Source organism: Nonomuraea sp. NPDC046570, assembly GCF_040645915.1.
Lineage (GTDB): Bacteria > Actinomycetota > Actinomycetes > Streptosporangiales > Streptosporangiaceae > Nonomuraea.
The window spans coordinates 578347-593778 of sequence record NZ_JBEYZF010000001.1; the positions used below are offsets into that span (position 1 = coordinate 578347).

The 15432-nt window shown below is 68.9% G+C and carries 14 protein-coding genes; 9 read left to right on the plus strand and 5 right to left on the minus strand.

Annotated elements, in window-relative coordinates:
• Positions 1-50: 50 nt before the first annotated feature.
• Positions 51-680 carry a TetR/AcrR family transcriptional regulator gene (locus ABZ911_RS02730; protein WP_358050952.1) on the plus strand — a complete coding sequence of 210 codons (630 nt, stop codon included), beginning with the start codon at positions 51-53 and terminating at the stop codon, positions 678-680.
• Position 681: 1 nt separating this feature from the next.
• Complete coding sequence (locus tag ABZ911_RS02735) at positions 682-1119, plus strand: thioesterase family protein (RefSeq protein ID WP_358050955.1); 438 nt, start codon at positions 682-684, stop codon at positions 1117-1119.
• A gap of 34 nt (positions 1120-1153) precedes the next feature.
• Here the strand turns inward: ABZ911_RS02735 and ABZ911_RS02740 are convergent, their stop codons facing one another.
• On the minus strand, positions 1154-2155 hold the full coding sequence (locus ABZ911_RS02740; RefSeq protein ID WP_358050958.1) for an SDR family NAD(P)-dependent oxidoreductase: 1002 nt from the start codon (positions 2153-2155) through the stop codon (positions 1154-1156).
• A gap of 92 nt (positions 2156-2247) precedes the next feature.
• On the opposite strand from ABZ911_RS02740, the gene ABZ911_RS02745 reads away from it, so the two are divergent.
• Positions 2248-2850: a helix-turn-helix domain-containing protein gene (locus ABZ911_RS02745; RefSeq protein WP_358050961.1), complete on the plus strand. Its 603-nt coding sequence runs from the start codon at positions 2248-2250 to the stop codon at positions 2848-2850.
• Between the two features lie 7 nt (positions 2851-2857).
• On the opposite strand, the gene ABZ911_RS02750 is transcribed toward ABZ911_RS02745, so the two are convergent.
• The gene (locus tag ABZ911_RS02750) at positions 2858-3262 is read right to left on the minus strand and encodes a MerR family transcriptional regulator (RefSeq protein ID WP_358050963.1); all 405 of its coding nucleotides are present in this window, start codon (positions 3260-3262) and stop codon (positions 2858-2860) included.
• Positions 3263-3308: 46 nt separating this feature from the next.
• On the opposite strand from ABZ911_RS02750, the gene ABZ911_RS02755 reads away from it, so the two are divergent.
• The 3 genes from ABZ911_RS02755 (at position 3309) to ABZ911_RS02765 (ending at position 8544) form a co-directional block, all read left to right on the plus strand.
• Positions 3309-4283, plus strand: coding sequence for an NAD(P)/FAD-dependent oxidoreductase (locus tag ABZ911_RS02755; RefSeq protein WP_358050966.1), 975 nt, complete (start codon positions 3309-3311; stop codon positions 4281-4283).
• Positions 4273-5679 carry a DHA2 family efflux MFS transporter permease subunit gene (locus tag ABZ911_RS02760; protein WP_358050969.1) on the plus strand — a complete coding sequence of 469 codons (1407 nt, stop codon included), beginning with the start codon at positions 4273-4275 and terminating at the stop codon, positions 5677-5679. The genes ABZ911_RS02755 and ABZ911_RS02760 overlap by 11 nt, the downstream gene beginning before the upstream one ends.
• A 261-nt stretch (positions 5680-5940) precedes the next feature.
• Complete coding sequence (locus ABZ911_RS02765) at positions 5941-8544, plus strand: hypothetical protein (RefSeq protein ID WP_358050972.1); 2604 nt, start codon at positions 5941-5943, stop codon at positions 8542-8544.
• Between the two features lie 577 nt (positions 8545-9121).
• Here ABZ911_RS02765 and ABZ911_RS02770 read toward each other — a convergent pair.
• On the minus strand, positions 9122-9298 hold the full coding sequence (locus tag ABZ911_RS02770; protein ID WP_358050975.1) for a hypothetical protein: 177 nt from the start codon (positions 9296-9298) through the stop codon (positions 9122-9124).
• Positions 9299-9365: 67 nt separating this feature from the next.
• Here ABZ911_RS02770 and ABZ911_RS02775 point away from each other — a divergent pair, with 67 nt between their 5' ends.
• Positions 9366-10208 (plus strand): hypothetical protein, encoded by an 843-nt coding sequence (locus tag ABZ911_RS02775; protein ID WP_358050978.1) that lies wholly within the window; start codon positions 9366-9368, stop codon positions 10206-10208.
• Between the two features lie 25 nt (positions 10209-10233).
• Here ABZ911_RS02775 and ABZ911_RS02780 read toward each other — a convergent pair whose 3' ends face one another.
• Positions 10234-12585, minus strand: coding sequence for a DUF4132 domain-containing protein (locus tag ABZ911_RS02780; protein WP_358050981.1), 2352 nt, complete (start codon positions 12583-12585; stop codon positions 10234-10236).
• Positions 12578-12970, minus strand: coding sequence for a hypothetical protein (locus ABZ911_RS02785; RefSeq protein ID WP_358050984.1), 393 nt, complete (start codon positions 12968-12970; stop codon positions 12578-12580). Before ABZ911_RS02785 ends, ABZ911_RS02780 begins: the two co-directional genes overlap by 8 nt.
• A 128-nt stretch (positions 12971-13098) precedes the next feature.
• On the opposite strand from ABZ911_RS02785, the gene ABZ911_RS02790 reads away from it, so the two are divergent.
• Together ABZ911_RS02790 and ABZ911_RS02795 are read left to right on the plus strand one after the other, a co-directional pair.
• On the plus strand, positions 13099-13455 hold the full coding sequence (locus ABZ911_RS02790; protein WP_358050987.1) for a nucleotide pyrophosphohydrolase: 357 nt from the start codon (positions 13099-13101) through the stop codon (positions 13453-13455).
• A gap of 105 nt (positions 13456-13560) precedes the next feature.
• Entirely contained in the window at positions 13561-15426 is a 1866-nt protein-coding gene (locus ABZ911_RS02795) for a DUF2075 domain-containing protein (protein ID WP_358050990.1), read from the plus strand.
• Positions 15427-15432: the final 6 nt, after the last annotated feature.

The window sequence follows — 15432 nt, forward strand, 5'->3', positions numbered from 1 at the left end:
CGAGAAATATTAGCGACTGGTCGGTCATATTGTTTGGTAGGGTCGAACGCGTGATCGACGGACGACTTGTACGCGGAGAGCGGACCCGGCTGGCCGTGCTCGACACCGCAGTCTCGCTGGCCTCGGTGGAGGGCCTTGAGGGCCTCTCCCTCGCCCGGCTCGCGCAGACCTTGGGCGTCAGCAAGTCCGGGCTGTTCGCGCACTGGCCGGACAAGCAGCGGCTCCAGCTCGCGATCGTCGAGCACGCCCGGCAGCAGTGGGTCGACCAGATCGTGCGGCCCGCGCTGAAGGTCCCCAGAGGACTACGGCGGCTGTGGGCACTGCACGAGCATCGCCTCGCCTTCTACCAAGCCGGGACGCTCCCCGGCGGCTGCTTCTTCGCCGCGGTCGGCCCCGAGCTCGACGACCGGCCGGGTCCCGTCCGCGAGTCCGTCGCCCAAGCCCACGACGACTGGATGGACCTGCTCGCCAAGCTCGCCGCCCAGGCCGTCGAGCAGGGGGAGCTGCGGCCCGGCACCGACGCGGGCCAGCTCGCCTTCGAGATCCAGGCGCTCGGGGAGACCGTGGTCGTGCACGCCCACCTGCTCCGCCGCGACCGCAGCTTCGCCTACTCGCGCCGTGCCGTACTCGAGCGGCTTCGTGCGCTCGCGACCGACCCCAGCATCCTCCCGGAGGCCTGACATGACCACCGTCCTGCGGATCGGGCACATCCAGCCCGTCCCGATCCACTTCGAGGACCTCGACGCGATGGGCGTCGTGCACAACGGCCGCTACGTCCTGCTGCTGGAACGCGCGCTGTCGGCCTACTGGGCCGGGCACGGCTGGCCGTTCGACCCGACCCGGCCGCAGTTCGCGGAGATCTTCTTCGTGGTACGCGAGTTCGCCATCACCTACCACCTCCCCGTCACGACGGTGGGCGAGGTCGCGGTGCACTTCTGGGTCGAGCACCTCGGCACGACCAGCGTGGTGTACGGCTTCCGCGTCCTGTCGGGCGACCAGACCGTCGTGCACGCCGAAGGCCGGCGCGTCCAGGTGAAGATCGACCCGGCCACACTGCGCCCGAGCCCGATCGGCGACACCGTGCGCGAGGCCATCGCCACGCTGCTGTCCACTCCCTGATCGCGACGGACACCGGGCCCGGTCCTGGTCGGCGTCACCGGCTTCCCGAAGGGGGTTCCGGTGTCTCCTGGAGTCCGGCGTCGATCATGGCTTGGAACTCGGCGCGGCCCGCCGAGCCGAAGGCTCCGCCGAGCGCGTCGGCGAGTTTCTCGAAGGGGTCGTCGCGGGGGAGCCGCTCCAGGCTGTCGGCCAGTTCGTCGACGGTCCACAGCCCGCCTTCCTTGTCGGCCTGCGCGCCGCGGTGCCAGCCATGGTTGACGATCACCGAGCCGCCGCGCACGGACACCACCTGGCCGGTGTACGAACACCTGCCGTCGGCCAGGTAGGCGGCCACGGGGGCGATGGTGGCGGGGTGGCGCGGGTCGAACTCGCCCGCTGGAGGAATGTCCCGCATGCCCGGCACCGGTAGCGTCATCCGGGTCCGGATCATGGACGGGACGATGCAGTTCACGCGCACGCCCAGGGGGCCCAGTTCCAGGGCGTGCACGATGGTCATCGCCGCGACGGCGGCGTTGCCGGCGGCGTAGTTCGACTGGCCGGGAAGCGGGTTGAGCAGGCCCGAGCCGGAGGCGGTGTTGACGACGGCCCGGTCGGCTTCGCTGCCCGCCCGCCGCTGTGCCCGCCAGTACCGCACGGCGGCCCGGGTCACGGCGAAGGTCCCTTTCAGCTTTACGTCCAGGACGAGGTCGAAGTCCTCCTCCGTCATGAAGTACATCGCCCGGTTGCGTTCGATCGCGGCGTTGTTGACCACGATGTGCAGGTCGCCGAAGGCTTCGACGGCGGTGTCCACCATCCGCTGGGCGCCCGCCCAGTCGGTCACGCTGTCGGTGTTGGCGACCGCCTGCCCGCCCAGGGCGACGATCTCCCGCGCGACGGCCTCGGCGATGCCGCGATCCGGCCCGGTCCCGTCCACGGCGACGCCGGGATCGTTGACGACGACCTTGGCGCCCTGGGAGGCGAAGTACAGCGCCTCCTCCCGGCCGATACCCCGGCCGGCTCCGGTGACGAGGGCGACCCTGTCGGTGAGGCTTGCCATGCGTGCCACTCCTTCCAAGCGGAGGATTTCACTTCATCGACTGTAGCAATGCATTGAGTGAAGCGATACAGGCACTGTAGTAGGGTCTGGTCGTGGCCGAAGACCTCGGGATGAGAGAACGCAAGAAGCGGCGCACCCGCACGGCACTGATCGACGCGGCGGCGCGGCTGTTCGAGGAGAAGGGGTTCGAGGACACCACGGTCGCGGACATCGCGGCGGCCGCCGACGTGTCCGCGCGGACCTTCTTCCTACACTTCCCGGCCAAGGAGGACGTGCTCTTCGCCGACCCGTGGGTGCGCGTCGACCTGGGCCTCAGGGTGATCGCCGACCGTCAGCCGGACGACCCGATGGCCGAGGTCCTGACGCGCGCGATGGAACAGATGATCGCCAACACCTGGTCCGGCGACCTGGTCACCGGCATGGCGCCGCTACGCGCCCGCCTGGTCCTGGCGGAGCCCGCGCTCCTGGCGCGGATGCTGCACCTGCTCTTCGAGGCCCAGACCCACCTGGCCGCCGCGCTGCGACGGGCGTACCCGGCCGAGTTGGACGACATCGACGCCGCCGCCATCGTCGGCGCGCTCATGGGCGCGGTGAACGCGGCGGCCATGGCCAGCCTGCGGCGAGGCGACGAGCCCGATCAGGTGCGGGCGGCCATGCTGCGCGCCACCGGCCTGGTCGTCCGCGTACCCGAGTAGGGGGCGGTCAAGACGGCAGCACGCACGTGTCCTCCCGGGGATTCCATGCCTCGGCCACGCGCTGGTAGTCGGGGCACTGGGTGAAGTCGTCGGCCCGGCACCGCATGATGTGCTCGATCAACGCCTTGGACGCCGAGATCTCCTGAAGCCGGCGCTCCAGCTCGGCGTGCTGCCGCCGGAGGAGTTCCCGGCGCTCGGCCGGGTCGGAGACGCTGAGCATGTCCCGGATCTGCTCCAGGCTCATCCCGCCCGCCTTGGCGCGGATGATCGTCATGACCCGGACGATGTGGTCAGGGGTGTACTGACGGCGGCCGTTCACCCTGGCGGCCGGGATCAGCAGGCCCATCGCCTCCCAGTGGCGAAGCACATGCGGCGCGAGATCGAACCGCTCGGCGAGTTCGCCGATGCGCATGGGCCCACTTGACTTCATGTTGACATTAACTTGCAGACTTCTCGCCATGTCAAGCAAGAAGACGTTCGACGCCGTCGTGATCGGCGGAGGCCCGGCCGGGATGTCCGCGACGCTGACGCTGGGCCGGGCCCACCGCGAGGTGCTCCTGCTCGACGCGGGCGAAGGCCGCAACGCCCCGGCCGAGGCGGTGCACAACTTCCTCACCCGCGACGGAACCCCACCCGCCCGCCTGCGCGAACTCGGCCACCACGACCTGTCCGCCTACCCGGGCGTCCGGACGCGCCACGACACCGTCACCGGCGTCACCGTCCTGGACGATGGCGGGTTCCGCCTGTCCCTGTCCGGCGGCGGCACGGCGGACGCGCGCCGCCTCCTGCTCGCCACCGGCCTGGCCGACGAACTGCCCGACCTGCGAGGACTCGCCCCTCTCTGGGGCAGATCCGCCTTCCACTGCCCCTACTGCCACGGCTACGAATGCACCGGCAAACTCGTCGCGGTGATCGGCGCGGAACCGCCACGGGTACGGCTGGCCCTGCAACTCAGCCGCTTCGCCGCCGACGTCATCCTCTGCACCGGGGACGCACCGCTCGACCCGGCGCTGCGAACCACGCTGGAGACCCACGGCGTCACGGTGCGCTGCGGAGCCCTCTCCCGCCTGGAGGCCGACGGCGACCAACTCGAACAACTCGTGTTCGAGAACGGCCCGCCGCTCGCCCGCGAAGCGGTGTTCATCGCCAACGTGCCGCGCCAGCGCTCCGACCTGGCCGCCCGCCTCGGCTGCGCGACCTTCCCCGACGGCTGCGTCGAAGTGAACGAGTTCGGCCAGACCAGCGTGCCCGGCGTGTACGCGGCCGGGGACATGGCCCGGCGCGCCACCGTCCCCATGCCGATGGCCGCCGTCATCGTCGCCGCCGCCAGCGGCACCGTCGCCGCCACGGTCATCGACCAGGACCTGCTCAGCGCGGACTTCGGACTCGCCAACCCGTTCCCGCAGCCAGAGGCCGAGCGTCATGTCCCGTGAACTCCACGCCCCGGCCCGCGGCGGCAGCGTTCCACTCGCCACGGCCGGCCTGCTGATCGGCATGCTGCTGTCCGTCCTGGACCAGACAGTGGTCGCCATCGCGCTGCCGGACATGGCCGCCGACCTGGGCGGCATGGACGCGATCGGCTGGGTCGTCACCTCCTACGTGCTGGCCTCGACCACCACCGGCGCCCTCTACGGCCGCCTCAGCGACCGCTTCGGACGGCGCGACGTCTTCGTCGCCGCCATCGTCGTGTTCCTCGCCGGCTCCGCCCTGTGCGGCGCGGCGCAGTCGGTGCCCCAGTTGGTGGCGGCCCGTACGCTGCAGGGCGTCGGGGCGGGCGCGCTGTTCGTCCTGCCCACCATCGCGCTGTCCGAGCTGTACCCGGAGCGCCTGCGCAGCCGGATCCAGGGATTCACCGGCGGGATCTTCGCCCTCGCCGCCGTCGGCGGCCCGCTCGCCGGCGGGGTCATCACCGACACCGCCGGCTGGCGCTGGATCTTCTACATCAACGTGCCCCTCGGCCTGCTCAGTGCCGCCCTGGTCGCGTACGCGCTGCGACTGCCCAAGGCGGGCGGCGGGAAGGGGATCGACATCGCGGGTTCCGCTCTGATCGCGGGGGCCGTCGTGAGCCTGCTGCTGGTCGCCGAGTGGGGCGGTCGTGCCCACGCGTGGACCTCCGGCACGATCCTCGCCCTCGCCGGGGCCTTCGCCGTACTGGTGGCGATCTTCGTGTGGTGGGAGGGGCGCGCCGCCGATCCGCTGCTTCCGCCGAGGCTGTTCGCCAACCCCGCGCTGCGCGTCGCCCTGCCCGCCACCGCGCTGCTCGGGGCGCTGCTCGGCGGCTCCATCGTGTACCTGCCCACCTACCTGCGGAACGCCTACGACATGAGCGCCACCCAGGCGGGCCTCGCGCTCAACCCGTACGTCATCCCGTTCATCGCGGTGTCCGCGCTCGCCGGGGCGCGGATCGGGGCGAGCGGGCGGTTCAAGCCCTACCTGCTCGCCGGGGCGGCGGTCGTGGCGCTCGGGTTCGCGCTGCTGAGCCGGCTCGAACCCGGCACCGCCTACACCGTGCTCGCCGTGGAACTCGGCGTCCTGGGCGTGGGATTCGGGCTGATGATGCAGAACCTGGTGGTCGTGGCGCAGAACGCGGCCACGCCCGCGGACCTGGCGGCCGCCACCTCCGCCGCGGTGTCGGTCCGGGGGCTCGGCATGTCCCTCGGGGTGGCGATCTTCGGCAACCTGCTCACCCGCGAACTCCAAGCCCAGCCCCCAACCCCCGAGGCGACGGCCACCGCCATCCCCGCCGTCCTCACCTGGGGCATCCCGGCGGCCCTCGCCTTGCTGGCCCTCGTCGCCCTGCTACCGCCCTCGCCGTCCCAATCCGCGTGACCGGATACCACGACATGTTCGACGATGAGGTGCGTGTCCGGCTGATCAGCGGAGGCTGGCCGCCGACTGTGTCGCTATTGTGCGAAATGAGAATATTGAAGTGCTTTAGGGTAGTACTGCTTGCGGAGGTTCCGAACGGTTTTCCAGTGAGCTGGGCAGCTAATGTCTTCCCGGGTGGGTCTGTCGCATTCCGCGGGTAGTCTTCGGCCTTATGTTGTGAAATGCTCATGCTGGCCTTCCCTGAAGGCCATAATTCTGTGCATGGACGGTGAGTACCGGTATGGCGACGCGGTGCGCCTGCTGGGGGGTGTCGACCCGCTGATTAGATCCCTGGACACCGCGCTCAGTGTCGGCACGCTCGGTCTCTGGGATCTGATCGACGCGAAGAACGAGCTAGTCAAGGTCTGCAACGACCTTCTGGGGAGGTGGCGAGAATGGCGCTCCGACGGTGACTGGCTCAGTCGAACCAAGCGGATTGAGGCCGCGAACACCATTCTGGTGGTCGCGTCTTTTTTCGAGGCCGTGGATGGTCTGGACCTGCCCTTCAGTTCTGGAGAACTGAAGGGCAGGGAAGATGGGATGATGCGGTTCGGTCGAAACAGGGCAGCGGCGATTCAACGGCATATGATGATGCGGTTGGAGGCGCTCGAAATCCCAGCGTGCCCGTCACCGCAGTATCCATTCGAGGCCATCAAGGCAAGGGTTGGCGAGCAGTATCGCGATTGGGTCCGACAGCTTCTCGCCTTCTTGCGGGGACTCGCTGTCAGTGACCAGCTCAGGCCGCATGAGTGGGAGGCCGTCAGCGGCCAGATAAGAATACGCCTACCTGATCTCGCGGTCGCCCGCTACGAGGACAGTTACCGGCGGCTGTCTGTGGATGTCTCGGAGTTCGCTATGTGGGCGAACATGGTCGAACATCAAGCCACTCGCGCGGGCTTGGCCGAACTGGAGCGCCTGCTGTCGCGTGTGACCTCTGGCCAAGCGCTGCCTGATCAGCTTGAGGGGCTGAAGAGAAGACATCGTTGCGCGCTGGGACACAGTGTGGCCGAAGGGGGTGATGTGCCGTCTGGGATGCAACTACCCACCCTTGAGGAGGCGTACATCACACAAAGATTTCGTACCGGCGAAGTGACAGCCGGAGACAATCCCAGCTTGGAGTCATGGTGGATTGGCAAAGAGGTCCGCGAGGACTTGGCCGGGTTTCTTGCCGGATTTCTCACGAGATCCGCAGCGAGTCAGGTGCCGCTGATCGTGCTCGGACAGCCTGGCGCGGGTAAATCCGTTCTCTCCAAAGTGCTCGGGGCTCGCCTTCCCGCTGACTTCCTCTCCATTCGAGTGCCACTTCGTGAAGTCTCGGCGAACGCCGGCATCCAGGAGCAAATCGAGGAGGCCATCTACAACGCGATCGGTGAACATTTGTCCTGGCCTGAGCTGGCGAGGTCCGCCTGCGGGGCGCTGCCTGTGGTGATTCTCGACGGGTTCGACGAGCTGCTGCAGGCCACCGGATTGAAACAGTCTGACTACCTCGCCAAGGTGGTCAGGTTTCAAGAGCAACAGCTGGCCATGGATCGTGCGGTGGCGGTCATCGTGACGTCCAGAACGGCCGTCGCGCATTGTGCCAGGATTCCGTCGAAAACTGTTGTCGCTCGACTTGAGCCGTTTGACGAGGGGCAGATCGGCCGATGGCTGCGTGTATGGAATCAGGCTAATGCTATCTATTTCCTGCAGAATAATTTAAAGCCATTCGCGCTCGACCTCGCCTTGGCTCGCCAGGATCTGGCCGCGCAGCCTCTTCTGCTGCTGATGCTGGCCTTCTACGATGCCGACGGCAACGCGCTGCGCAGCGTCATGTCCAGGTTCAGACAGGCGGAACTGTATGAACGGCTGATGATTCGCTTCGCCGAACGGGAGCTGGAGAAGACCTATCCACCGGACCGGGTGGCCGATCAGGTGGAGCAGGAGCTACAGAAGCTGGCGTTCGCCGCCTTTTCCATGTTCAACCGGCGTCGGCAGTGGGTCGCCGTTGAGGAGTTGGACGGCGACCTCGATGTGCTTCACTCGCCGTCGCCACGCGGATCCGGCTTCGCCACCCCGCTCAGCGCGAGCGAGCGTGTGTTCGGCCGCTTCTTCTTCGTGTACGAGGCGCAGGCCACCCGTGACGCCGATGTCCTGCAGACGTACGAGTTCCTGCATGCGACGTTCGGCGAGTTCCTCATTGCCCGGCTGGTCGCGTCGCTCCTGAGCGAAATGGTCGCCCGGCCTCGCGGTCGGCTCCTCGCGGATCTGAACGACAGCCTGCTCCGTTCCCTGCTGTCCTGGTCCACCCTCTCGTCCCGCGCACCACTGGTCGGTTTCCTGCAGGAACTGGCCGAGATGAGGGGAGAGAAGGAGCGCTGGCGCGATCTTCTGCTTGAACTGTTCCATGAGATCGACGTGCGGAGCGACACCTCCTCGCAGGCGTACCTTCCACGCCGGGCGGGTCAGGCCCGGAGGTATGCGTACTATTCGGCCAACCTCGCCCTGCTGGCGGTGATCTCGTCAGATCAGGTGAACGCCAGCGCGCTGCTGCCCGGCCATGAAGACCCGCGTACCGAATGGGAACGCTACTTCTTCCTGTGGAAGTCGCAGTGCACCGTCGACGAGTTCGAGAGCCAGATACGCGCAGTCGCCGCGACCCCCAGAAAGGGGAAGGACAACAAGTGGGGCCTCACTCTGCGACTGGCTCGAAGGGGGACGGGCGAGGCGAGGGACTTGAGCGGCCAGGTGGTCGGCTCCGCGAACCCGTTGACCATGTTCACTCAGAGTCTTACGGGTTTGGAACTGCTAGCCGCCAGCCGTGACGAACCTGATGACGAGCAAGACTGAGCAGGGGCGGCGAACACTGTCAGGGGCGAAGGTCGGCCAGGACGTCCGTGGCGATGACGCTTCGCCCCTTGCAGAGCGAAGCGTCATCGCCACCGCCAGCCTCCCGGCCCACGGAGCCTCCGAGGGACGACCGCTAAACGGCGCGGTCGAGGGCACCGACCCGTAGGAGTCGGTGTCGAAGCGCCACGGCCGGAACCACAGCTCACGGGTTTAGGAGCGGTCCCGCACGCTGTTCGGCCTGCCGCGACGCTCGTAGGAGCCGGTGCGGCAGATTTGCGGCGAGATCCGGATGGCGGCGCTTCTCGCCAAGGTGTGGCGGCCGGGGTCGGACGGCGTGGCACGCGGTTCATCGCCCTTAAGGAAAGGTTGATCGGCTACATCAACCGGTTCATCGCGGACCTGGCCAACTCCGGCGCCGCGGATCGCCATCCTGCTCTCCCGGCTGGAGGGAGGCGGACCACAAGAGGTTGTTACGGCTGGCCGTACAGTGGGAAGGCGTCGGACGCGATGCCGGAGGGCGCCGACACGCCAGGGCGGACGCCAAAGCGGAAGAGCCGGGGGTTGCTCAACGGTTGGTTCAGCGCCTGGGCGAGTGGTCGTCGCTCTCCCTGCGCAGTTCGGCGGCCACGTCCTCGGGGCGCAGGGGTGCGATGAAACGCTCCTGGCACGGGCGAAGGCGTGAAGCACCTGTCGTGTTGGGGACGCTCAGGTGGGTGAAGGGCTGTGCCACATGGGCGGGACGGTCGCTGATCAAGCCCCTCCACCATGTGATGAGATGGTGGATTTCCGCATGGACGTTCTGCCCCCGGAGGCCGTGCACGATGAGCGAGTACCAGTACTACGAGTTTCTGGCAGTGGATCGGCCGCTGGACGCGGGTGAGCAAGCTGAGGTCCGCACGCTGTCCACCCGGGCGAGGATCAGCGCCACCAGTTTCACCAACGAGTACGAGTGGGGCGATTTCAAGGGCGATCCCGGCCGGATGATGGAGCGCTACTACGACGCGCACCTGTATCTGGCCAACTGGGGCACGCACCGGATCATGTTCCGCCTGCCGGGCACCCTGCTCGATCCGGACATCGCGCGGCAGTACCGCGTCGGGGAACTGGTGTCGTCCTGGACGGCCGGCGATCACGTGATTCTTGAGTTCACCAGTGAGGATGAGTCCGGTGAGTGGGACGAGCACCTGGAGGTGCCTCTGTCGGCCGTCGTCGGTATCCGGGCCGAACTCGCCGCCGGGGACCTGCGGTCGCTCTACCTGGCCTGGTTGTCGGCGTACGGCAGTTGGGAGAGGGACGAGGAGGCCTTCGGGTATGAGGCCGAGGACGTGCTGGAGCCGCCGGTGCCGGCGGGGCTGGGCACGCTCACCGCCCCGCAGCGGGCCCTGGCCGACTTTCTCCGTCTCGACTCCGACCTGCTCGCCGTCGCGGCTGACGGCTGTGCCGAACTGCGGGCCGTACAAGATGACCCGGGGGAGTTGGCGGCTTGGGTGGTGGGGCTGGACGGGGAGGAGAAGGATCGGCTTCTGCTGCGGGTTGTGCGGGATCAGGCGGCTCAGGTGCGGGCGGAGATGCTGCGTCGATTCCGTGGGGTGGGCAAGGGACGGCCGCGGCGTACGGTGGCCGAGCTCCTGGACGGGGCGGCGGAGCGACGGCAGGGAGCGTGAACGCTGGCATCGCGCGGGCCCCTGTTCACATGTGGATCTGGCGGGTGATGGACGGGTCGGTGATGGTGGTGTCGGCGGCCAGGAGGAAGGCCTTGGAGAGGATGATTGACAGGGTGCCGCCGTTCTCCTCGAAGGGGAGGAAGAGGGGGTCGGTCGTGTGGTGGGGGACGATGCAGAGGTAGGCGTCGTTGGGGTCCATGAGGATGTTGCCCGAGCCGAGGTGGATGCGGTAGGTGCGGAGGTCGCCGCGGACCTGCAGGAAGCGGTCCGTGAGCGTGCAGCGGGCGGCGATGGCGAGGCGGGGCAGCAGTCGGGTGAGGGCATCGTGGCGGACTTGAGCGGTTTCGGTGAGAGGGCCGAAGCTGTACGAGTGCCAGTACTCGCCGTGTCCCGCCGGGTCCAGTCCGGTGGAGGTGACCCCGACGGCCAGGTCGGCGTCCCGTAGGGCTTCGGACAGGACCAGGGGCGGCACCTCGGACAGCGGCGCGCTCTCGCCGCCCCGGAGGAAGCGGATCCGGTCCGTGACGCAGGCCGACACCGTCCCCCAGTTGTCGGCTTCGGCGTCCGAGCAGACGCTCATGCTCCACTCGATCGTCCAGCCGGCCAGCTCCTTGACCGCCTGGCACTGGCCGGCGCCGCCCGCGTAGTCCCAGTGTCCCAGGGACACGCCGGTCCATCCGCGCTCGGTCAGCAGGGCCTTCGCCTGGCCGTACCGCAGGATGTGCCGGGCGAAGCGGTTGGAGTAGGTGTGGGTGCGTTCCTCGGCCGGGGTGAGGAGGTAGATCTCGCGGAAGGCCTGTTTGAAGGGCTGGCGCAGGCCGAGGGTGAGGAGGTGGTCGCGCCAGGCGCGTACCTCGCCGACGGTGTGGAAGATGGGGTGCCAGAGTTTGACCGGCGTGCCGGGGTCCGGCTGGATGCGGCGCCCGGCGGGGTCGGTGAGTTCCCAGACGCCGTCCACCTGGACGGGGAGCCCGGCGGGGCCCTGGAGGATCTCCCAGATCAGCGTCCTGCTGTACGGCCCGGTGACCGGATGGTCGAGGTAGTGCTCGCAGACGTCGCGCCAGCGCCAGATGCGCTCGGTGGCCAGCGCCCGCTCGATGCGGAACCTCTCGGCGGGCAGCGCCTTCTTCAGCTCCTTGGCCGTCGCGCGCAGCTCGGCCAGCAGGTCGGCGCGCTCCTGCCGGATCGCCTTGGGGATGGTTTTGCGGCCCTCGTAGGTGATCGTCCCGTCCAGGGACAGGCGCAGGCCGTGCTCGGTGCGGGTGCCGTCCGGCCCGAGGCCGAAGGCGGGCACGGTCCTCTCCAGCAACTGCTCGGCAGACATACCGGTCTGTACGGCTATCGCCTCCAGCGTCTTGTCGACCCTCGCCAGAATGGCCTTCTTCCGCACCTTGGCCTGCACCCGGGCAAGCTGGGCGATCACCTCCAGCCCGCCGCGCCGGGCGAGCACCCCGATGGCGGCGTTGGCCAGCCGCTCGCTGCGCGACTTCGAGCCCGACCCGCCCATCCCGGTCCCGGTGGCCACCGCCACGTCGCCCAGCAGCGCGGTCACCCACGGCTCGTCGACCAGCTCGCAGGTCCACACCATGCCGCGCAGCGTCAAGGAGGTGAACTCGTTCAGGTAGACGATCTCGGTGCGGTCGTAGTAGTGGTGGCGCTGCAGGGCGCTCTGCTCCCGGTGGGTGACGAGCAGCGACAACACGTCCCTGAGCACCGCGACCGCGTCGGCGGACAGCAGGTCGCCGGTGCGCCTGAGCCAGCGGGGGCTGGGATTGGCGGCGGTGGCGGTGGTCCAGTGCCGCAGCAGGGGCAGGACGCCGGGCGCGGCCAGGCGCGGGGCGTACGCGGAGATCAGCCGTGTCGCGAACGGGTCCTCCTCCCACATGGCGAAGCGCACGAGCTCCGCGGGATCGTCGGTCTCCGGCTCGGCCAGCAGCGCCTCGACCTGCTCCCGCAGGAAGACCCAGGCGGACGGCCAGGACTGGGCGAGCCACATCGGCGTCCCGATCAGCGTGGCGCGCCGCTCGTAGTAGGGGAGCTGGGCCGCGGCCGCGAGTGGCCCCCGATACAGCTCGGCGTAGTCGATGGGCTGGTCGGCCATCCTCGTGGCCGCCGCATTCCACAGCAGGTGCATCTCGCGGCGGGACCAGCCGGGACGGTTCGCCGCTTCCCGGATCACCTCCATCAGGTGTACGCCGTCGTCACATTGCCGGCCGAGAGGCAGTCGCGTCTGCGCCCATATGCCGAGCATCCGCCATTCGGCGTCGTCGCACCCCTCGCCGAGCGGCCCGGTCGTGGCGTCGAGTCGCTCGAACGTCGCCCGCTCCGCGTCGTTCAGGTGATACGAGTGGAAGAGCTCCAGGTCCACCTCAGCCACCGACCAGCGGGACCAACTTGATGAAGGACACCACCGGGTCGGCGGTCAGGTCGACCTCCTCGTCGAGGTCGTCGAGCTGGCGGTCGCCGATGAGCAGGATGAAGCCGTTGCGGGCGAACGCCTTCTCGGCGGCGTCGGCCTGCTTCTCCCAGTCGAGCCTGCGGGCGGCGCGCATGCGGTAGCCGTTCAGCTCGGCTTCGGCGTCGGTGGGCTTGACCAGGCCGCGGAAGTGCTCCGAAGGGGCGGCGTTGTGGCGGGCCACCTCCTCGCGCACGCGCAGCCGTACCAGCTCGCGGGCGGAGATCCGGTCGGGCAGGTCGGGCAGGGAGAACTCGTCCAGCGCCTTGCCTGTCGCACTCTCATCGCGGAAGGTGACGAACGCCATCGGCCTATCCCTAGGTTGTCGGGGTGATGGCGCCATGTATAGCAACCGGGGCCGACAGAATCTCCGTACGGGAAAGCTGGTGCGGGACACGCACCTCGCGTGAGGTGGGGCGGGTATGGTCGCGTGGTGTGACGACGGAACTGGAGCGGCTGGCCGTACGGCTGCGTGAGTTCGCGCGGGCCCGGGACTGGGAGCAGTTCCACACCCCGAAGAACCTGGCCATGGCCCTCTCCGGCGAAGTGGGCGAACTGGTCGCGGAGTTCCAGTGGCTCACGGCCGCCGAATCCCAGAACCTCGACCCGGCGACCCTCGCCAAGGTCCGCGCCGAACTCGGCGACGTACTCCTCTACCTGGTACGGCTGGCCGACACGCTCGGCATCGACCTCACCGCCGCCGCCAATACCAAACTCGACGAGAACGCCCGCCGCTACGACCCCGCCTCCTATCACGGTTCCGCGAGGAAGGCGCCCCCGCTAACCTCTTGATGACCATGTGATGCGGCCCGACGGGCTTCCGCGTTCGTACGGCTCACGCCGGAGCGGATAGGCCCCCACCCGCACGAGTTCTCTCGTGCTGCCTGGGGGAAGCCCGTGACGGCGTTACGGCTGTCTGTCGAGAACCTGCTCGCCTCGCCCAACGAGGCCGCGCTGGCGGAGGTGATCGCCGAGCACGTGCGGATGACCACCGGGCGCGGGCCGTCCCCGTCCGAGATCAGGTCCTGGGGGCGCAGCCTGCCCGCGCTCGCCCGCGATCTGGCCGACGCGGGGCTGCACGAGGTCGAGATGCTGGTGGAGTACAAGCTCCCGCTGACCAGCAAGCGCGCCGACGTGGTGCTGGCCGGGGTGCACCCGAGGACCGGCGAGGACTCCTATGTCGTGGTCGAGCTCAAGCAGTGGACCCGCGCGGAGCCGTCCGACCTGGGCGAGCACCTGGTCATCGTGGAGGGCATGCCGGGCGGCGAGACGCTCAACCCGGCCGAGCAGGTCCGCCGCTACTGCGAGTACATGCGCGACTTCCTCGGCGTCCTGCGGAACCGGCCCGACGCCGTGTACGGCGCCGCCTACCTGCACAACGCCATGGACCTGGACGTGGACGGCCTGTCCGACCAGGTCCGCGACGAGTACAGCCGGCTGTTCACCAAGCAGCGCCGCGGCGACTTCCTCCGCTACCTGGGCGAGCGGCTGGCCGGCAAGCCCGGCGCCGGAGCCGCCGACCGGCTGCTGCACAGCGCGGTGGCGCCGAGCAAGCAGCTCATGACGTACGCGGCCAAGGAGATCCGCGAGCGCGAGCAGTTCACCCTGCTGGACGAGCAGCAGGTCGCCTACGAGAAGGTCATGCGCGCCGTCGAGAGGGCCCGCCGCGCCGACCTCAAGCAGGTCGTCATCGTCACCGGAGGTCCGGGCAGCGGCAAGAGCGTCATCGCGCTGTCGCTGCTCGGGGAGCTGTACCGGCAGGGCCGTACCGCGCTGCACGCCACCGGGTCGCAGTCCTTCACCCAGACCATGCGCCGCTACCCGGGCCGGGGCAGCAGCCGGATCAAGAACCTGTTCATGTACTTCAACAGCTTCACCGACGCCGAGCAGAACGGCCTGGACGTGCTGATCTGCGACGAGGCCCACCGCATCCGCGAGACCTCCACCAACCGCTTCACACCGGCTGCCAGGCGGACCGGCCGCAGCCAGCTCGACGAACTGCTCGCCGCGGCCCGCGTACCGGTCTTCCTGCTGGACGAACACCAGGTGGTACGGCCCGGCGAACTCGGCACCGTGGCGGCCATCGAGACCTGTGCCCGCGCCAAGGGCTTCGAGGTCCAGGTGGTCTCCCTGGACGAGCAGTTCCGCTGCGGCGGCAGCCGCAAGTACGAGACGTGGGTGCGCCGCCTCCTCGGCCTGGCCGAGGGCGGACCGGCGACGTGGGACGGCGACGAGGACTTCGAGGTACGGCTCGCGCACACCCCGCACGAACTCGAGGCCGCCCTGCGCGCCAAGCCCGGCACTGCTCGCATGACGGCGGGCTTCTGCTGGCCCTGGAGCGACCCGCTCCGCGACGACACCCTCGTCAACGACGTGGTCATCGGCGACTGGGCGCGCCCCTGGAACGTCAAGAAGGATCGCGCGGTCGGCGACGCCCCGCCCAGCATGCTGTGGGCCAGCGAGCCGAACGGCTTCGGCCAGGTGGGCTGCGTCTACACCGCCCAGGGCTTCGAGTACGACTGGAACGGCGTCATCCTCGGCCCCGACCTCACCGTCCACGACAGGCGGCTGGTCACCGTGCGCAAGGAGAACAAGGACCCGGCCTTCAAGAGCCACAAGACGGTCCCCGACACCGAATTCGACCCACTCGTCCGCAACGTCTACAAGGTGCTGCTCACCCGCGGGATGCGCGGCACGGTAATCCACGCCGTGGACCCCGCCCTGCGGGACTTCCTGGCCAAGCTCATTCCTTTGGAAGGGTGACCGGCG